Origin of the sequence: uncultured Streptococcus sp., from assembly GCF_901875575.1 — a bacterium.
Taxonomy (GTDB): Bacteria; Bacillota; Bacilli; order Lactobacillales; family Streptococcaceae; genus Streptococcus.
In genome coordinates, this window is the sequence record NZ_CABFMF010000013.1 from 18,271 (window position 1) to 37,442 (window position 19,172).

General features: G+C 39.4%; 22 protein-coding genes and 1 pseudogene. 13 read left to right on the forward strand and 10 right to left on the reverse strand.

From position 1 onward, the window contains the following. Positions 1-37: 37 nt before the first annotated feature. The 5 genes from QZ114_RS05220 to QZ114_RS05240 form a co-directional block, all read right to left on the reverse strand. Positions 38-1,114 (reverse strand): aspartate-semialdehyde dehydrogenase, encoded by a 1,077-nt coding sequence (locus tag QZ114_RS05220; protein WP_295500554.1) that lies wholly within the window; start codon positions 1,112-1,114, stop codon positions 38-40. A gap of 322 nt (positions 1,115-1,436) precedes the next feature. After that, entirely contained in the window at positions 1,437-2,411 is a 975-nt protein-coding gene (gene pta / locus QZ114_RS05225) for a phosphate acetyltransferase (RefSeq protein WP_295500557.1), read from the reverse strand. 46 nt (positions 2,412-2,457) lie between these two features. Continuing rightward, on the reverse strand, positions 2,458-3,354 hold the full coding sequence (locus QZ114_RS05230; protein WP_295500560.1) for an RluA family pseudouridine synthase: 897 nt from the start codon (positions 3,352-3,354) through the stop codon (positions 2,458-2,460). Beyond that, positions 3,351-4,169 (reverse strand): NAD kinase, encoded by an 819-nt coding sequence (locus tag QZ114_RS05235; RefSeq protein WP_295500563.1) that lies wholly within the window; start codon positions 4,167-4,169, stop codon positions 3,351-3,353. Before QZ114_RS05235 ends, QZ114_RS05230 begins: the two co-directional genes overlap by 4 nt. Further along, positions 4,153-4,824, reverse strand: a complete 672-nt coding sequence (locus tag QZ114_RS05240; RefSeq protein WP_000151562.1) for a GTP pyrophosphokinase family protein — start codon at positions 4,822-4,824, stop codon at positions 4,153-4,155. The genes QZ114_RS05235 and QZ114_RS05240 overlap by 17 nt, the downstream gene beginning before the upstream one ends. Positions 4,825-4,949: 125 nt before the next feature. Here QZ114_RS05240 and QZ114_RS05245 point away from each other — a divergent pair, with 125 nt between their 5' ends. The 7 genes from QZ114_RS05245 to QZ114_RS05275 all read left to right on the forward strand — a co-directional run bounded on the left by QZ114_RS05245 (position 4,950) and on the right by QZ114_RS05275 (position 9,720). Then, positions 4,950-5,519 (forward strand): CYTH domain-containing protein, encoded by a 570-nt coding sequence (locus QZ114_RS05245; RefSeq protein ID WP_295500569.1) that lies wholly within the window; start codon positions 4,950-4,952, stop codon positions 5,517-5,519. Between the two features lie 110 nt (positions 5,520-5,629). Then, a complete protein-coding gene (locus QZ114_RS05250) occupies positions 5,630-6,589 on the forward strand; it encodes a ribose-phosphate diphosphokinase (RefSeq protein ID WP_295500571.1) in 960 nt (319 codons plus the stop codon). 9 nt (positions 6,590-6,598) lie between these two features. Further along, positions 6,599-7,714: a cysteine desulfurase family protein gene (locus QZ114_RS05255; RefSeq protein ID WP_295500574.1), complete on the forward strand. Its 1,116-nt coding sequence runs from the start codon at positions 6,599-6,601 to the stop codon at positions 7,712-7,714. A 4-nt stretch (positions 7,715-7,718) separates the two neighbouring features. Continuing rightward, positions 7,719-8,066 carry a DUF1831 domain-containing protein gene (locus tag QZ114_RS05260; protein ID WP_295500577.1) on the forward strand — a complete coding sequence of 116 codons (348 nt, stop codon included), beginning with the start codon at positions 7,719-7,721 and terminating at the stop codon, positions 8,064-8,066. A gap of 7 nt (positions 8,067-8,073) precedes the next feature. Further along, entirely contained in the window at positions 8,074-8,289 is a 216-nt protein-coding gene (locus tag QZ114_RS05265) for a DUF4649 family protein (protein ID WP_295500580.1), read from the forward strand. 82 nt (positions 8,290-8,371) lie between these two features. Beyond that, the gene (locus QZ114_RS05270) at positions 8,372-9,013 is read left to right on the forward strand and encodes a redox-sensing transcriptional repressor Rex (protein ID WP_295500583.1); all 642 of its coding nucleotides are present in this window, start codon (positions 8,372-8,374) and stop codon (positions 9,011-9,013) included. Positions 9,014-9,030: 17 nt separating this feature from the next. Beyond that, entirely contained in the window at positions 9,031-9,720 is a 690-nt protein-coding gene (locus QZ114_RS05275) for a gamma-glutamyl-gamma-aminobutyrate hydrolase family protein (protein ID WP_295500586.1), read from the forward strand. On the opposite strand, the gene radC is transcribed toward QZ114_RS05275, so the two are convergent. The 3 genes from radC to QZ114_RS05290 all read right to left on the reverse strand — a co-directional run bounded on the left by radC (position 9,717) and on the right by QZ114_RS05290 (position 14,565). Next, positions 9,717-10,397, reverse strand: a complete 681-nt coding sequence (radC, locus tag QZ114_RS05280; RefSeq protein WP_295500589.1) for a DNA repair protein RadC — start codon at positions 10,395-10,397, stop codon at positions 9,717-9,719. The genes QZ114_RS05275 and radC overlap by 4 nt on opposite strands. Before the next feature lie 42 nt (positions 10,398-10,439). Beyond that, on the reverse strand, positions 10,440-12,731 hold the full coding sequence (pcrA, locus tag QZ114_RS05285; RefSeq protein WP_295500592.1) for a DNA helicase PcrA: 2,292 nt from the start codon (positions 12,729-12,731) through the stop codon (positions 10,440-10,442). 163 nt (positions 12,732-12,894) lie between these two features. After that, positions 12,895-14,565, reverse strand: a complete 1,671-nt coding sequence (locus tag QZ114_RS05290; RefSeq protein ID WP_261042572.1) for a formate--tetrahydrofolate ligase — start codon at positions 14,563-14,565, stop codon at positions 12,895-12,897. 226 nt (positions 14,566-14,791) lie between these two features. On the opposite strand from QZ114_RS05290, the gene coaB reads away from it, so the two are divergent. The 6 genes from coaB (at position 14,792) to QZ114_RS05320 (ending at position 17,980) form a co-directional block, all read left to right on the forward strand. Beyond that, positions 14,792-15,481 (forward strand): phosphopantothenate--cysteine ligase, encoded by a 690-nt coding sequence (coaB, locus tag QZ114_RS05295; RefSeq protein WP_295500596.1) that lies wholly within the window; start codon positions 14,792-14,794, stop codon positions 15,479-15,481. A gap of 11 nt (positions 15,482-15,492) precedes the next feature. Continuing rightward, the gene (gene coaC / locus QZ114_RS05300) at positions 15,493-16,044 is read left to right on the forward strand and encodes a phosphopantothenoylcysteine decarboxylase (RefSeq protein WP_295500599.1); all 552 of its coding nucleotides are present in this window, start codon (positions 15,493-15,495) and stop codon (positions 16,042-16,044) included. Next, positions 16,028-16,591 (forward strand): ECF transporter S component, encoded by a 564-nt coding sequence (locus QZ114_RS05305; protein WP_049539770.1) that lies wholly within the window; start codon positions 16,028-16,030, stop codon positions 16,589-16,591. Before coaC ends, QZ114_RS05305 begins: the two co-directional genes overlap by 17 nt. A gap of 86 nt (positions 16,592-16,677) precedes the next feature. Beyond that, positions 16,678-16,800, forward strand: coding sequence for a hypothetical protein (locus QZ114_RS05310; protein ID WP_295500603.1), 123 nt, complete (start codon positions 16,678-16,680; stop codon positions 16,798-16,800). A 125-nt stretch (positions 16,801-16,925) separates the two neighbouring features. Further along, entirely contained in the window at positions 16,926-17,453 is a 528-nt protein-coding gene (locus QZ114_RS05315; protein ID WP_295500607.1) for an ECF transporter S component, read from the forward strand. A gap of 11 nt (positions 17,454-17,464) precedes the next feature. Next, on the forward strand, positions 17,465-17,980 hold the full coding sequence (locus tag QZ114_RS05320) for a transcription repressor NadR (RefSeq protein ID WP_295500609.1): 516 nt from the start codon (positions 17,465-17,467) through the stop codon (positions 17,978-17,980). Here QZ114_RS05320 and QZ114_RS05325 read toward each other — a convergent pair. Both QZ114_RS05325 and QZ114_RS05330 read right to left on the reverse strand, forming a co-directional pair. Then, a pseudogene (locus tag QZ114_RS05325) lies at positions 17,977-18,174 on the reverse strand (NTP pyrophosphohydrolase); the annotation flags it as partial. The gene QZ114_RS05320 and the pseudogene QZ114_RS05325 overlap by 4 nt on opposite strands. Before the next feature lie 227 nt (positions 18,175-18,401). Further along, the coding region (locus QZ114_RS05330; protein ID WP_295500612.1) for a DUF1542 domain-containing protein at positions 18,402-19,172 on the reverse strand (771 nt) is incomplete at its 5' end.

The following is a 19,172-nucleotide window of genomic DNA, read 5'->3' on the forward strand; positions in this document are numbered from 1 at the left end:
CAAAGAAGGAGTTCATCTGAACTCCTAAACAATATGACTATTTTAATTCAAATTTCAATTCAGCCGTTGGACGAACCAAGCCACGTTCGTGCAAAGTTTCAGCAATCTGAACCGAATTCCAAGCAGCACCTTTGAGAAGGTTATCTGAAACAACCCACATGTGAATTCCCTTTTCAGCATCCAAGTCTTTACGGATACGACCAACAAAAGTATCACGTGACCCCACTGCATTGATAGCTTGCGGATAGATTTGATGAGCTACATCATCTTCAAGAACTGCACCAGGAAATGCTGCGATAGCTGCTTTTACTTCTTCGATTGGAGCCACTTCTTTTGTTTCGATATAAACTGACTCAGAGTGAGCTGACAAGACTGGAATACGCACACATGTTGCAGATACTGCAATGCTGTTATCTTCCATAATTTTCTTAGTTTCCTTAGTCATCTTCATCTCTTCGTAAGTGTAATCATTGTCCGTGAAGACATCGATTTGTGGAAGAGCATTGAAGGCGATAGGATAATGTTTCTTGTCACCACCTGAAGGCAAAATTTCCGCATGCAAATCACGTGGTTTCACTCCATCATTCAAGACTTCACGAAGTTCACGTTGTGTCTCAAGAATTGCTCCCATACCAGCACCTGAAACTGCTTGGTAGGTTGAAACGATAATGCGGTCCAAGCCCCATTTTTGGCGAACTGGCTCAAGAGCTACCATCATTTGAATAGTTGAGCAGTTAGGACAAGCTATAATCCCATTGTGAGCATCAAGAGCATGAGCATTTACTTCTGGAACAACCAAAGGTACATCTGGATTTTGACGGAAGTAGGAAGTATTGTCAACTACGACTGCACCTGCTTTTACAGCATATGGAGCATATTTTGCAGATGTAGAACCACCTGCTGAAAAGAGAGCAATATCCACCCCTTCAAAAGCTGTCTCAGTTGTTTCTTCAATCGTAATATCTTGACCTTTAAATTTCAAAGTCTTACCTGCTGAACGAGCAGAAGCAAGTAAACGAATTTTATCGATAGGAAGAGTTGATTCTTCCAACATTTTTATCATCTGAGCACCGACTGCACCTGTCGCGCCAACTACTGCAACTGTATATCCCATAAATAACCTCTTTCGGAATTTTCTAAAAATTTCTATAATAGATGTATTATACTACTTTTTCAATGAATTGCAAACCTTTTTTCATAAATTTTAAGAAAATAAAAAATCCCTGATCATAGACCAGGGATTAAGAGGCATCTTCATGTGATGAGCAGGTTCACACAACTCATCAAGGTCCGCTCCTGCGTTATGACCTCCTTATGCTCAATAGTGGTCCGAAAACCACCTATCGACTCATCGCATAGACCATTCTACTAGATAAGAACTGTTTTGTCAAGAACAATTTATTTTCAACCTCTTTCTATTGAAAGAGGTTAAATCATTATTGATGAACGGCTTGAGCTGCTGTGATAAGAGTTAACTTGTAAACATCATCAGCATTACATCCACGAGAAAGATCGTTAACTGGCTTGTTTAAACCTTGCAATACAGGACCAACAGCCGCAAACCCTCCAAGACGCTCAGCCATCTTGTAACCAATATTTCCGGCTTCAATACCTGGGAAGATAAAGACATTGGCTTGACCAGCAACATTACTTCCTGGAGCTTTAAGCGCTGCTGTTTCAGAAACAAATGCAGCATCAAATTGCAACTCACCGTCAATCTCAAGGTCAGGACGTAAATCATGAGCGATTTTCGTTGCTTCCACTACCTTATCCACACTTTCTCCAAAACCTGAACCCTTAGTAGAATAGCTTAGCATAGCTATTTTAGGTTCAATTCCAAACATTTTTGCTGTGATTGCTGAGTTAATCGCAATTTCAGCCAAGGCATCCGCATCAGGATTAATGTTAATTGCACAGTCTCCAAACAAGTAACGTTCATTTCCACGAACCATAAGAAAGGCACCAGAAGTACGACTTACATTTGGACGAGTTTTAATGATTTGTAGGGCTGGGCGAACTGTTGAAGCAGTTGAGTGAATTGCTCCAGATACCATACCATCAACCAATCCCATGTATACTAACATAACACCAAAGTAGTTGACATCTTCAACCAAAACTTTGCGTGCTTCTTCTTCAGACATTTTGCCTTTACGACGCTCCACCAAGGCAACAACCATTTCTTCAAATTTATCGTAGTGTTGAGGGTCGATGACTTCATAACCACCCTCAATTCCTTCGATTTCAAGATAGATTTTAATTTTTTCTGGATTACCAAGCAAAACAGGAATTACTTCTGTTTCTTTTACCAAGCGTTTAGTCGCTTGAAGGATACGTGGTTCTTCCCCTTCGGGGAGAACGATACGAGCATTTTTGCCAACTAAGTTGGCTTTTAAACTTTCAAAAACTTCCATGAGTTTTCTCCTTTAAATAAATAATAAATTACACTCCAAATAGATTCTAGAGAGTATTAATTGATAACTGTTTAATAAGATTGCTAAAATCATCCGGTAAAGGACTTTCCATTTGCAAATCCTGTTCTAAAAATGGATGATAAAAAGATAAATAATGGCAATGTAAAGCCTGGCGTTGCATTCCGTCATCTAGACTACCACCGTACAAGTCATCTCCCAACAAAGGAAAACCAATATGGGAAAAATGGACTCGAATTTGATGAGTACGACCAGTATGGAGTCTAATGTCAACCAAGTGAATATTGCCATACGATGCTACAATCTTGTAGGAAGTATGGGCATATTTCCCACCTTTTGCTACCCGTCTGGTAATAATGGAATCTTCATCACGCGCGATCGGAGCAATAATCTCTCCTTCTAGTTCCAAGTGTCCATCACCTTTAACCAGAGCATAATAGCGCTTTTCAATGGATTTTTTTTGTAACTGCTTATCTAGCCGAGCATGCGCATAGCCATGTTTAGCAAAGAGCATCAAACCAGAAGTATCTCTATCAAGCCTAGTCACAATGTGAACCTGCTGGTTTTCATAATTTTGCTTGATATAGTAACCTTTTATAAAGTTGGCTATGGTATTGGAGTGATTCACACTTGGAATGGAGGCAACACCATAAGGTTTATTCAAAATTAAGAAGTGATCATCTTCAAATAAAATATCAAGTGGACGCTCGATAGCTTCTAATGTTTCAAATCCTTCCTCGGCTGGAATATCAATAGTAACTCGGTCTCCAATATCCAAAAGATAAGTTGCATTTTGAGTCTCGCCATTAACTTGAATATCCCCACCTCTAAACTTAATCTTGGCTAGAAGTCCTTTAGAGACCTCATGTTTCTTTAAAAAGGTTTTGACCTTTACATGCTCATCTGCGATAAATTCAAACCTCATTCTTTCACCTCACCGATGAAGGCATCTTTGACACGATTCCAAAAGCTGGTATGGCTAGGAGATGCAACAAAGTGAATTTTATGATGGTCAATCTGGTACTCTATTTTTTCTATATTTCGCAATGAATAGATACTATTATCAACCGAAATTGTATGGTAGTCATTTCTGGTTGGAATAAGTTCGATCTTATCTTTTTTTGGAATAATAATTGACGAACCTAAGGTCCGATAAACACGATTGTTTAGACTGGCAATCTCAGTCAGCTGCAAAGCTTCAATCGTAGGATGTAATACTGCTCCGCCAAGCGATTTGTTATAAGCAGTACTACCAGTAGGTGTTGAAACTGTAAGTCCATCTCCTCGAAAACGTTCAAAGTGAACTCCATTTATGAATATATCTGCTACCATAGTTCTGTCTGACCGACGGATACTAGCTTCATTGAGAGCTCTGAAAATCTTGACCTCTCCATTTTCCAGAAATACCTTGACGTTTAAAACAGGATAAGATATCCTAGCTCCCGTATCAAGTTGTAAATTAGTCACCAACTGATCCAACTCAAAATCACGATAATCCGTATAAAAGCCCAGATGCCCAGTATGTACTCCTATAAAACGAACCTTATCCAGCTGGTCTTCATACTTATGAAAGGCTGATAAGAGCATACCATCTCCTCCAATCGAGATAACAATATCGGGATTGGTATCATTAAGTATAAACTGATGCCTCTTCAAACGATCTCTCAATTCATACAAAACCCTTTGACTTTGCGGTTTTCTATTTGCAATTAGATCAATTCGTTTACCTGTATTCTTCATCTGTATCGTCACTATTTCCTACACCATCATTCAATTTTCTACTCAAAGGATCAAAAAGAGCTTGCGCTTCCTGGATATCATCACGAATTTTCCCCATTTCTTCATCCAATTGATGGGCAATCTTAGCAGTGATTTCTAGTCGCTTCTTTATTTCCTCTGGGAAATCCCCTTGGTATTTGTAGTTGAGAGAATGCTCTATCGTTGCCCAGAAATTCATTGCCAAAGTACGAATTTGAATTTCTGCCAAAATGGTTTTGGCACCACTAATCGTATCAACAGTGTATTCTACTACAACGTGATAAGAACGATATCCGGAAGCCTTTCTATGATTGATATAATCTCTCTCCTGCACAATACGCATGTCCTGACGCTTACGTAAAATAGCTACTACTTCTTGGACGTCATCAACAAATTGCACCATCACTCGTAAGCCAGCGATGTCTTGCAAATCATGTTCCAAAGTCGTATAGGTAATTCCACGACGAGCCATTTTTTCCTTGATACTCTCAATAGGTTTGACTCTGCCTGTAACAAACTCAATCGGAGAATGCTTATTTTGCTTGCGATATTGCTTACGAATACCTCGAAGTTTAATCTTTAACTCACCAACAGCTTGAATGTAAGGATCTAAAAATTCTTCCCATTCTATGGTCATATATTCTCCCTTGTTTCATATTATCCTTTAAAAATATCTTTGATTTTTTCTCCAGATTCATATACAATAAATACACTGCTATTATATCATAAATCGCTTTCAATGATAAAAAAAAGGTAAGGAAAATGAAACATTTAGAAATTGAACTGAAAACACTCTTGAAAAAAGATGACTATTCTCGACTTAGAGAACAGTTTACTACAGTATCTCCAGTCCTTCAAAAAAATTATTACATCGATACACCTGATTTTCAACTGCGAGAAAAGAAGGTTGCCATGCGCATTCGTACCTTTGATGACTGGGCAGAATTGACTCTAAAAGTCCCCCAAAGTGTTGGTAATATGGAATTTAATCAAAAGTTGAATCTAAAAGATGCAGAAAACTATCTGAACAAGGGAGAACTTCCTCAAGGTCTTGTAGTTGATGAACTGGCTAAACATGGCATTAAAAGTACCCAATGGAAGGTACTTGGGTGCTTAATGACCTTTCGCTACGAAATGGAAACCCCGATCGGCTTAATGGCTCTAGATAAGAGTCAGTACTTTGATATCACAGATTACGAATTAGAACTCGAAGTAACAAATCATGAAGTAGGAAAAATAGATTTTCAAAAATTTTTAGAAGAAAATCAAATCACTTACCAAAAAGCACCTTCAAAATTGGTTCGATTTGTCAAAAGCATGAAAAATTGCTGAAATAATCTCCTTTTTTTGGTAAAATAGAAAAGATAAGAATACTCGAATCCTGTGTCTTAAATGTAAGGTGAAAAACAAGGATTCGCAAAGTTTACAGAGGATGGTCTAAAATGTCAGATAAAAAAAATATGAAACTTTTCGCACTTAACTCTAACCAAGAGATAGCACAAAAAATTGCGGACTCAGTAGGTGTCCCTCTTGGTAAACTGTCATCTCGTCAATTTTCTGACGGAGAAATCCAAGTAAATATCGAAGAAAGTGTCCGCGGTTACGATGTCTACATCATCCAATCAACTAGTTTCCCTGTTAACAACCACCTTATGGAATTGTTAATCATGGTAGATGCTTGTGTTCGCGCAAGTGCCCACAGCATCAACGTTGTACTTCCGTATTTTGGCTATGCACGCCAAGATAGAATTGCATCATCTAGAGAACCACTAACAGCAAAACTAGTTGCTAACATGCTGGTTAAAGCTGGTGTAGATCGTGTCCTTACCCTCGACTTACACGCAGTTCAAGTTCAAGGTTTCTTTGATATTCCTGTAGATAACCTTTACACTGTTCCTCTCTTTGCTAAACACTACTGTGATAAAGGATTAAGAGGTTCAGATGTTGTTGTCGTTAGCCCTAAAAATTCTGGTGTGAAACGTGCTCGCAGTTTGGCTGAATACTTAGATGCTCCAATCGCTATTATCGACTACCCTCAAGACGATGCAACTCGTAACGAAGGCTATATTATCGGTGATGTTGAAGGTAAAAAAGCCATCTTGATTGATGACATTTTAAACACAGGACGTACCTTCTCTGAAGCAGCTAAAATCGTAGAACGTGAAGGGGCTACAGAAATTTATGCTGTTTCTAGTCATGGTCTCTTCGTTGAAGGTGCTGCTGAACTTCTTGATAAAACTCAGATTAAAGAAATTCTTGTGACCGATTCAGTAGCAACAAAAGAAAAAACTCCTAAAAATGTATGCTACATCACTGCTAGTGAGTTAATTGGTGATGCTATCGTCCGTATCCACGAAAGAAAACCAGTCAGCCCACTCTTTGCCTACAACAAAAAGAAATAAGGTGATTCTTTGATTTATTTGGACAATGCTGCAACGACTCCCATGTCAGCAGTTGCTATCAAAGCTATGACTGAGGTCATGAAAGAGACTTATGGCAACCCTTCTAGTATTCACGGTCATGGTCGCCAGGCAAATAAATTATTGCGTCAGGCTCGCCAAGATTTAGCCCAACTATTAGGTACCAAACCCCAGCATATCTTTTTCACTTCTGGAGGAACTGAAGGTAATAATACTGCCATTATCGGCTATTGCCTTCGCCACCAAGAACGGGGAAAACACATCATCACTACAGCTATCGAACATCACGCGGTTTTGGAGACCATCGATTACTTGGTAGAGAAATTTGGTTTTGAAGTTACTATTATCCAACCCGTAGATCAAGAAATCACAGCCAAACAAATACAAGATGCTTTACGTAAAGATACAATTTTAGTATCTACCATGTTTGCTAATAATGAAACTGGAAGTTTACTTCCAATCGCTGAAATTGGTCAAATCCTAAAAAAACATCCTGCCGCCTATCATGTAGATGCGGTTCAGGCTATTGGAAAACTTCTGATTCATCCTGAAGAGTTAGGAATTGACTTTCTCACTGCTTCTGCCCACAAGTTCCATGGTCCTAAGGGAATCGGCTTTCTATACGCATCTAGCATGGACTTCGATTCCTATCTACATGGCGGAGACCAAGAACAGAAAAAACGTGCAGGAACTGAAAATCTGGCTTCCATCGTAGGCATGGTTGCAGCCCTAAAAGAAAATTTAGAAAAGCAAGAAGAACATTTTCAACAGGTACAAAATCTAGAAACTGCCTTTCTTGCAGAACTAGAGGGAATTCAGTATTATTTGAATAGAGGACAAAATCATCTCCCCTATGTCCTCAATATCGGCTTTCCTGGTCAGAAAAACGACCTCTTACTCCTTCGTCTAGATTTAGCTGGAATTTCTATCTCTACTGGATCAGCCTGTACTGCAGGTATTGTTCAATCCAGCCATGTTCTTGAAGCCATGTACGGGGTTAATTCAGAACGCTTGAAGGAATCCGTTCGTATCAGTCTCTCGCCAGAAAATACTGTTGAAGAACTACAAACCCTCTCAAAAACCTTAAAAGAAATTATCGGAGGTTAGCCATATGGCATTTGAAAAAACCATTAAATTGAAAAATTGTCGTTACGACTACACGATTAGTCCATCAGTTAAAAAATTCACACTCAAAGATAATACCTTCTTTGAAACAAAAGTTGGTAACTATGAACTCACTCGACTTCTTGAAAAAGTACCAAATAGCGGAGAAGGTTTCCAACTCAAAATCATCATTAACAAAGAACTAACAGGTGCAAAAATCAACATCACTGACAAGTTTGGGCTACGTCTAGTTGATATTTTCAAATCAGAAGACCACCACATTCATCAGGAAAAATTCTATTTCCTCATGGATAGTTTAGTAGAGCGTGGTGTCTTTACAAAATCGGAAAGATAAATCAAAGATGTTTGAACTTACCTATAAGGACAGCTATCATGTAGAGCGTACACTCAAGTATGAGGATTATGAGGCTCTCATGCTGGCTTTGTCAGGATGTGTGACCCTACCAGACACACTTTATGTGACTTCTTTGACTTTTGAGGGGCAGGAAGTTTACCAGGGACTGGTCGGAGACCTCTACCGTTTTCTATCAGATACAGAATTTTTACATCAAAACTAAGTTTTTTCTTAGTTTTTTCTCGTTTTTGTTGATTTTTTCACAATCTTTCTATAAAATAGTAGATAAGAAAGGTTGTGATATTGTGAAAGATAAACATGCTGCTATTCCAAAAGCAACAGCAAAAAGACTCTCTCTCTATTATAGAATTTTTAAGAGATTTAATGCAGAAAAAATTGAACGTGCAAATTCCAAACAAATTGCTGAGGCTATTGGTATTGATTCTGCAACCGTTCGTCGTGATTTTTCCTATTTTGGAGAACTAGGGCGACGTGGTTTTGGTTATGATGTCAAAAAACTAATGAACTTTTTTGCTGATTTATTGAATGATAACTCTATTACCAATGTTATGTTGGTTGGAATCGGAAATATGGGTCATGCCCTTCTCCACTACCGATTCCATGAACGTAACAAGATGAAAATTATCATGGCATTTGATCTGGATGACCATCCTGAAGTAGGAACAGAAACTCCTGATGGTATTCCAATTTATGGAATTTCTCAAATTAAGGAAAAAATTAAAGATGCAAATGTAAAAACTGCTATCTTAACAGTACCGAGTGTTAAATCACAAGAAGTTGCAAGTCTTTTGGTTGATGCTGGAGTAAAAGGTATACTCAGCTTTTCCCCAGTCCATCTTAACTTACCAAAAGATATTGTAGTTCAGTATGTTGATTTAACAAGTGAACTACAAACCCTCCTCTATTTCATGCGAAAAGAGGATTAGAAAGCGAAAATCATTTTATGAAAAAACCAGTTATTGGGATTACAGGAAACGAAAAAACTCATCCAGATGATGACATCATGATGAGCTACGCAGCAAAAAACTTTGTTGAAGGAGTTAAAGACGCTGGAGGAATTCCCATCATCCTACCGATTGGTGATCAAGAAATGGCTAGCCACTATATTAGTTTGATTGACAAGCTCATCTTGACAGGTGGGCAAAATGTCGATCCAAAATTCTATGGCGAACTGAAAACCATTGATAGCGATGACTACCACCTTCAAAGAGATCTCTTCGAACTGGCCCTCATCAAGGAAGCTATTAAACAGAAAAAGCCTATTTTTTCTGTCTGTCGTGGGACTCAACTCTTTAACGTTGCCATGGGTGGAACTTTATATCAAGATATCGAAGGCCACTGGCAAGATTCCTCTGTTGAGTATACAACTCAACGCCTAGTTACTGAGCCAGATAACATTCTTCGTGAAATCTATGGAGAAATCTCCCATATCAACTCCTTCCACCATCAAAGTATAAAAGATTTGGCACCTAATCTTAAGGTTATCGCCCACGACCCAAAAGATGGTATTATTGAAGCTGTCATGAGTACGGATGATTTCGCCTTTCTCGGTGTCCAATGGCATCCAGAATTTCTATTTGAAAATCGTCCCAAAGATAAAACACTTTTTGATTATGTTGTCAATAAACTTTAAATCAAGTCAGTCTTTTCCCTGTAACTAAAATAATCGGAATGAGAGACAATTAAATGATCTAAAAGAACAAGCCCCATAAGCTCACAGGCTTCCTTTACTAGTTTGGTTACATGATTATCATTGCTACTTGGAGATACGGCTCCTGAAGGATGATTATGTACCAATATTACAGATGTCGCCATGTGCTTGATTGCATAATGTAGAATCTCTCGTGGTTCAGCAATACTGCGAGTAGCTGAGCCGATAAAAATGGTCTGTTGATGGATGATTTGATTTTGAGTATTGAGATAGAGCGCCACCAGGTGCTCTTGTTTTTTATCTCCCAGTTCCTGTTGCATTTTTTTAGCTAGTTTTTGACTACTAAGAATAGATTCCATCTCTAGCGTTTCTTTTTTTTGGATACGATGACCTAATTCTATCATAGCTTGTAATTCAATAGCCTTTATTCGTCCAATCCCTGACAATCCTTGCAATTCTTGCAAGGTCATTTTTTTTAAATCCGTTAAAGAGCTGATACTATTTAAGACTTTTTGGGCAATTTCAAAAACACTTGCTTGACGTGTCCCAGTTCTAAGTAAAATTGCTAATAATTCTTGATTGCTTAGTGCCTCAACACCCTCCTTAACTAATCTTTCTCTTGGCAATAGTGAATCTTCTTGAAATGAAATACTGTACATAAAAATCCTCCTCACTTTATTATTCGTGAGCAGGATTGAAAATTAGATTTTTTTCTCAATTGGAGCAACACTGGCAAGTAATTTTTTCAGACCCACTTCAGGAAAATTGATTTTCAATTCCTGTGTTGCACCGCTACCTGAAACTTCAAGGACAGTTCCTTCTCCCCATTTTTTGTGTAGAGCAATATCCCCAATAGACCAACTAGTATCAGTTGAAGTTTCTTTCTCACCTGAAGCAAATTGTCCAAAAGGCAAAGCACTAGATTGGATAGATGTTGGAGAGGCATTTCGTTTACGATCCTGAAGTGCCTGTGCCAAGCTCATGCCTTGCCCAAAAGCTATTCCACCACTGCTGTATGACGCCTTAAAGCTAGTGTTGGCTGGTCGAGCTAAACCTTGGTATTCAAGCAAGTCTGAACTAATTTCATTGATAAAACGTGTAGGGCGATTGTAGCTAGTACGACCAAAGAGTAAACGAGAATTAGCATTTGTTAGATAGAGAACCTTCTCAGCACGCGTGATACCAACATAGGCCAAACGACGTTCTTCTTCTAGTTCGTCAGGGTCTTCAGCTGCTCGACTCAGTGGAAAAACATTTTCCTCCATCCCAATCAAAAAGACAACTGGAAACTCGAGACCTTTGGCAGCATGCAGGGTCATTAGGGTCACTTCTGATGTCTCCTGACTACCTGTATCTGTGTCTGCAATCAAAGCCAAGTCATTTAAGAAACGACTCAGTTTATCCAGACCAGTTTCTTCTTCTGGACCATCAGAGGTATCATCAAAGTTTTTCGTCACAGAAAGGAACTCTTCTATATTTTCAACCCGAGCCTTACTTTCCAGAGTTGCTTGGGCATTAAGAATATCAACGTAACCTGTTTTTTCTAGAACCGCCTCAACCAATTCTGTAATAGTTAAGTGGTCTAGCTGCTCCCGCAAATCCAGAACCATATTGGCAAAATCCCAGATAGACTGGGCTGCTTTACCCTTGATACCAGACAACATAATATTGGCTGAAGCATCTAGCATGGACATGTCCTGCATATTTGCAAAGTCACGAATTTTCTCAACAGTACCTGGCCCAATTCCACGTTTAGGCTCGTTGATAATACGCTCAAAACTGATATTGTCACTCAAATTAGCAATGAGGTTAAGGTAAGCGATAATATCGCGAATCTCCTTACGGCTGTAGAACTTGGTTCCGCCAATCATGGTATAAGGGATATTTGACTTGAGCAAGGCTTCCTCAATAGTACGGGACTGCGCATTAGTACGATAAAGAACTGCAAAATCCTTGTGAAGGAAGTTTTGACTGCGACCAAGTTCATCAATAGTTTTGGCTACAAATACAGCCTCATCTAGCTCATCATTGGCACGATAGTAAACGATTTGTTCCCCATCAGCATTTTGAGTCCAGAGATTCTTAGGACGGCGATTTTTATTGTTTTTAATGACCTCGTTGGCCGCTTGCAGAATGGTTTTGGTGGAACGGTAATTCTCCTCCAACAAAACAACCTTGGCTTGGGGGTAATCCTTTTCAAAGTCCAAAATATTCTGCATATCAGCACCACGCCAACCGTAGATAGACTGATCCGCATCCCCAACAACACAGATATTTTTAAAACGGGAAGCCAAGAGTTTGACCAATTGATACTGGGCATGGTTGGTATCTTGATACTCATCAACGTGGATGTACTGGAACTTCTGCTGGTAATAGGTCAAGACATCAGGATTTTGATCAAAGAGACGTAGGGTCAACATAATCAAATCGTCAAAGTCAACAGACTCAGACTGACGAAGCTCTTTCTGATAGGTTGAATAACACTGAGCCACGATTTGCGTGTACATATCTCCAGCTTGGGCGGCATAAGCTACATCATCAATCAAGTCATTCTTAGCATTGGATATGGTCCCCAAAATAGTTCGTTCATTCCATTTTTTAGGATCCAAGTTCAACTGCTTAAGAATGCGTTTCATGAGAGTTCGCTGTTCACCAGGATCCACAATAGTGAAATTGCGGTTGTAACCAATATGATCCGCATCACGACGCAAAATACGTACACACATGGAGTGGAAGGTCGCAATTAAACAGTCCTGAGTGGCTGGATTGAGGCTATAAGCACGCTCTTTCATCTCACGCGCAGCCTTGTTGGTAAAGGTAATGGCCAAGATATTCCAAGGATTGACCAGCTTTTCATCAATCAGATAAGCGATACGGTGGGTCAAAACACGGGTCTTTCCAGAACCAGCCCCTGCCATGATTAACAAGGGACCTTCTGTCGTTTGCACCGCCTCAGCCTGACGGTCATTCATTCCATTTAATAATGCGTTCATCTTCTCTTCCTTACTCTTGAAGTCAATATTTCTATTATATCAGAAATCAGGGAAAATATCTTTACCTAGACTGGTTACGTCTAGAAGGCAACTCCTTATATCTAGATAAAAAAATGAGCTTGGATTACAATTTCCAAACTCATTTAAAGTCAATTGCATTATACTAGAACAAGCCTAATACTGTTCCATCGCTTTCAACATCCATGTTGAGGGCTGCTGGTCGTTTTGGAAGTCCTGGCATGGTCATGACATCACCAGTTAAGGCAACGATGAAGCCTGCACCTAATTTTGGCACCAATTCGCGAATGGTAATTTCAAAGTTTTCAGGTGCTCCAAGTGCATTTGGATTGTCTGAGAAGCTATACTGGGTCTTAGCCATACAGATTGGCAATTTGTCCCAACCGTTTTGAACGATTTGAGCGATCTGTGTTTGAGCTTTCTTCTCAAAGTTCACTTTGCTACCACGGTAGATTTCGGTAACAATCTTTTCAATCTTTTCTTGGACAGAAAGGTCATTGTCATACAAACGTTTGTAGTTAGCTGGGTTTTCAGCGATAGTCTTGACAACCGTTTCAGCAAGAGTTACTCCACCTTCTGCACCATCAGCCCAGACACTTGCCAACTCAACTGGTACATCGATTGAGGCACAAAGTTCTTTCAAGGCGGCAATTTCAGCTTCTGTATCAGATACAAATTCGTTGATAGCTACAACTGCAGGTACTCCAAACTTACGGATATTTTCAACGTGGCGTTTCAAGTTAGCAAAACCTGCACGAACTGCTTCTACATTTTCTTCAGTCAGAGCATCTTTAGCCACACCACCATTCATCTTAAGAGCACGAAGGGTTGCGACAATAACTACTGCATCTGGAGAAGTTGGCAAGTTTGGTGTCTTGATATCAAGGAATTTCTCGGCACCAAGGTCTGCACCAAAACCAGCTTCAGTAACTGTGTAATCAGCCAAGTGAAGGGCTGTGCTTGTTGCCAAGACTGAATTACATCCATGAGCAATATTGGCAAATGGACCACCATGTACAAAGGCAGGTGTTCCGTAAATTGTCTGAACCAAGTTTGGCTTAATCGCATCCTTCAAAATCAAAGCCAAGGCACCCTCAACCTGCAAATCACCTACAGAAACAGGCGTACGGTCATAGCGATAACCGATAACGATATTAGCCAAACGGCGTTTCAAGTCCTCGATATCCGTTGCCAAGCAAAGAATGGCCATGATCTCTGAAGCAACGGTAATATCAAAGCCATCCTCACGTGGAATACCATTTAGAGGACCACCAAGTCCAACCGTCACATGGCGAAGGGCGCGGTCGTTCAAGTCCACAACACGTTTCCAGAGGATACGACGTTGATCAATTCCCAACTCATTTCCTTGGTGCAAGTGGTTGTCAATCAAGGCAGAAAGCGCATTGTTGGCAGTTGTAATGGCATGCATGTCTCCAGTAAAGTGGAGATTGATGTCTTCCATTGGCAGCACTTGGGCATAACCACCTCCAGCAGCACCACCCTTAATCCCCATTACTGGACCAAGAGATGGTTCGCGGATAGCAATCATTGTTTTCTTGCCAATCTTGTTCAAGGCATCCGCAAGACCAATAGTAATAGTTGATTTCCCTTCACCTGCAGGTGTTGGGTTGATGGCAGTAACCAGAATCAATTTTCCAACTGGATTGCTCTCAACTGCACGAATTTTATCAAAGCTGAGCTTAGCTTTGTACTTTCCGTACAACTCTAAATCATCGTAAGAAATACCAAGTTTCTCCACAACATCAACGATTGGTTTCAACTCAATACTCTGTGCGATTTCAATATCTGTTTTCATTCAAAACTCCTCTAACCTCTAATGTGATAATTCATTATAACACAAAAAACAGATTTTTAATAGAAAGGAACTCTGTTAACGTTCGTAAAATTTGCGTTTTTAAAGGATTTTAGCCTTCTTTCTTAATTTTTATATGGTTTTATAGTTTGAAACTATACTCTTTTCTTTTACCAAAATTTTATCGCTTTCATTTTACTTACCGTTTATTTTTGTGTACAATAGTGCTATGAAAATTTTAGTTACATCGGGCGGTACCAGTGAAGCTATCGATAGCGTCCGCTCTATCACTAACCATTCTACAGGTCGCTTGGGCAAAATCATCACTGAAACCTTGCTTGCTGCAGGGCATGAAGTTTGTTTAATGACGACAAAACGAGCTGTGAAGCCAGAAGCCCATCCTAACCTAAGCATTCTAGAAATTACCAATACTAAGGACCTTCTTCTTGAAATGAAAGAACGGGTTCAGGATTATCAGGTCTTGATTCACTCAATGGCCGTGTCTGACTACACTCCTGTTTATATGACGGGGCTTGAGGAAGTTCAGGCTAGCTCCAATTTAGAAGAATTTTTAAGCAAGCAGAATCATCAAGCTAAGATTTCTTCAACTGATGAGGTTCAGGTTTTGTTTCTGAAAAAAACACCCAAAATCATCTCTCTAGTCAAGGAATGGAATCCTGCTATTCATCTGATTGGTTTCAAACTGCTGGTTGATGTTTCTGAAGATTATCTCATCGAGATTGCCCGAAAAAGTCTTATCAAGAACCAAGCAGACTTAATCATAGCAAATGACCTAACTCAAATTTCAGCAAACCAGCACAGAGCTATCTTTGTTGAAAAAGATCAGCTTCAAACAGTTCAGACTAAAGAAGAAATTGCAAAACTCCTCCTTGAAAAAATTCAAGCCTATCATTCTTAGAAAGGAAAGCTATGGCAAACATTCTCTTGGCTGTAACAGGTTCAATCGCCGCTTACAAGTCGGCAGATTTAGTCAGTTCTCTAAAAAAACAAGGTCATCAAGTTACTGTTTTAATGACTCAGGCTGCTACAGAGTTTATCCAACCATTGACACTACAGGTACTCTCACAGAATTCCGTCCACTTGGATGTCATGAAAGAACCCTATCCTGATCAGGTTAATCATATTGAAAGAGGAAAAGAAACAGACCTTTTTATCGTTGTCCCTGCTACTGCCAACACTATTGCTAAACTAGCCCACGGCTTTGCGAACAACATGGTAACCTGTACAGCTCTAGCCTTGCCCAGTCATATTCCCAAACTAATAGCTCCTGCTATGAATACAAAAATGTATGACCATCCAGCAACTCAGGCTAATCTGAAAACATTAGAAACCTACGGCTATCAGCTGATTGCTCCTAAGGAATCCCTACTAGCTTGTGGAGACCACGGAAGAGGAGCTTTAGCCGACCTCACAATTATTTTAGAAAGAATAAAGGAAACTCTCGATGAAAAAACGCTCTAATATTGCGCCTATTGCTATCTTTTTTGCAACCATGCTCGTGATACACTTTCTGAGCTCACTTATCTTTAACCTTTTCCCATTTCCAATCAAACCGACCATCGTTCATATTCCTGTCATTATTGCCAGCATTATCTACGGACCACGCGTTGGGGTCACACTTGGATTTTTGATGGGACTACTTAGCTTGACAGTTAATACGATTACGATTCTACCAACAAGCTACCTCTTCTCTCCTTTCGTACCAAATGGGAACATCTACTCAGCTATCATTGCCATCGTCCCACGTATTTTGATTGGTTTAACTCCTTATCTGGTCTATAAACTAATGAAAAACAAGGCTGGGCTAATTCTAGCAGGTGCCCTTGGTTCACTTACCAACACAGTCTTTGTACTTGGTGGAATTTTCTACCTTTTTGGAAATGTCTTTGATGGTAATATCCAAAAGCTCCTAGCAACCGTTATCTCAACAAATTCAATTGCCGAATTAGTCATTTCCGCGGTTCTAACCCTAGCCATTGTTCCAAGACTACAAACTTTGAAAAAATAAAAACATTCTCCACTTTCAGGATTGAAGGTGGAGATTTTGTTTGATGTAGTTTCTTTTAGTGAAATCTTTACCAATATTTATAGTCAATGAAAATCAAAGAGCAAACTAGGAAGCTAGCTGCAGGTTGCTCAAAATACGGTTTTGAGGTTGTGGATAGAACTGACGAAGTCAGCTCAAAATACTGTTTTGAGGTTGCAGATGGAAGCTGACGGGATTTGAAAAGATTTTCGAAGAGTATTAACTTAAAAATGACCTATAAACCCAAGTAAATCCTTGCTTTATTATCTTGTTTATTGTACCATACTAATGTATATACAGTTAAAAGGAGGTTCTTATGAACATACGGAAAAAGACACAATTTATGACAATGACTGCCCTCTTGACGGCTATTGCAATTTTGATTCCAATTGTTATGCCTTTTAAGATTGTCATTCCACCTGCTTCTTATACTTTGGGAAGCCATATTGCTATTTTTATCGCCATGTTCTTATCGCCCTTGATGGCCATCTTTGTCATCATAGCCTCTAGTTTTGGTTTTTTGATGGCTGGCTATCCCATGGTTATCGTTTTTAGAGCTTTTTCGCATATCTTTTTTGGAACTTTGGGAGCTTTTTACTTGAAGAAATTTCCTGAAACGTTGGAAAACTCCAAAACCTCTTGGATTTTCAACTTTGTTTTAGCTATTATTCATGCCATTGCTGAAGTATTAGCCTGTGTCCTTTTTTACGCAACTTCTGGTACCAATGTAGAAAATATGTTTTATGTTCTATTTGTCTTAGTTGGATTTGGCACAATCATCCATAGTATGGTAGACTATACATTAGCACTTACAGTATTTAAAGTGCTTCGAAAACGTCGTTAAGAGGCATCACTATGGCAAAAGATCGTAAACAAGCCCTGCTCCAACTATTGAAAGAAGCTCCTAAAGCCCTCAATGGCCAAAGATTAGCTGAGCACTTTCATGTCACTCGACAAGTTATTGTCCAAGATATTGCAATTTTAAGAGCTGATGGTGCCCCAATTCTATCTACCAATCGTGGTTATATCTATAAAGATGCTAATGCAAACACTTATCATCACAAATTATTTAAGGTCAAGCATGAAGTTGAAGAAATTGGACGAGAATTACTTGCTATCGTAGATAATGGTGGTCGCATTCAAAATATCTTGATTGATCATCCCGTTTATGGAGAGATTGAAACCTTACTAAAACTGACCTGTCGCCGCGATGTTCAACACTTTCTAGAACAAGTTGAACGTTCTGACTTTAAGCCAATTTCTGAGTTAACAGATGGTATTCATTATCACCTAGTTGAAGCAGAAACGCAACAAGACCTCCACTATATAGAGGAGGCCTTGGATCAGCTAGGTTATTTAGTAAAAGACTAGAAGATTTTCTTTTCCCAATCGTCTTCTGTACGGCGAGGGTAAAAAAATTCAGATTTGTCCGGAGCTTCCATCATTTCCATCAAGGGTAACATATCATAGGCCAGATCCAAGTTTGGAATCTGGTCTTTTTGCACCCAATAAACTTCTCCTTCATCTGAAGAGCGAAGAGTTCTAGTAAACTCTGTCGTTTTATAGTCAATTGAACCATATAGTAGATTGAAATAAGATATGAACGAATCGATTAGGGAAGTTAAATTAATTTCTAGAAATGTTTTATCAGTTGTAGTGCACTATTCTAGTTTCAATCCACTATGAAAACCTCCAGATTAGAAACTATGATTGAATTCACTAACCTGGAGGTTTTAGATAATTATTCGACTCTTACAAATTTGCTAGCTATTTGAGCAAGTAAATATACTGATTAAACTTCTTCATCCTCTTTACGACGACGTCCTCCTACAAGACCTAAACTAAGTAAAGCACTTGTAATTGCAACTGGAATAGCTAATGTTGATTTTACTGTACCAGTATTAGGTAATGCTTTCGCTGCTGCCTTGACATCATCTAGACTTCCAACTGTATGAACTGCTTTGATAGCCGCCACTCCAGCTGTCTTGGCTGCTTCTACTTTGTCCGCATCATCTGCTGCTGTAATTTTTGCTTCTTCTTCTGCTTTCTTATCATCAACGGCTTTTTCTTTCTCTGCACGTTGGGCTGCTGTTAAGCTCTTATCGCCTGCGATTTCTGCTTTTTCTTCTGCCGCTGCGGTCGCTAACTCTGCTTTTGCTGCTGCCTTGACATCATCTAGACTTCCAACTGTATGCACTGCTTTAATAGCTGCCACTCCAGCTGTTTTGGCTGTTGCTACTTTGTCCGCATCATCCGCTGCTATAATCTTAGCTTCTTCTGCTGCTTTCGTATCATCAACGGCTTTTTCTTTCTCTGCACGTTGGGCTGCGGTTAAGCTCTTATCGCCTGCGATTTCTGCTTTTTCTTCTGTCGCTGCTGTCGCTAAATCTGCTTTCGCTGCATTTTTAACTGCATTTAAATCGCCTGCTGTATGTACTGCTTTGATAGCCGCCACTCCAGCTGTTTTGGCTGCTTCTACTTTGTCCGCATCGTCTGCTGCTGTAATCTTAGCCTCTTCTGCTGCTTTCGTAGTATCAACGGCTTTTTCTTTCTCTGCACGTTG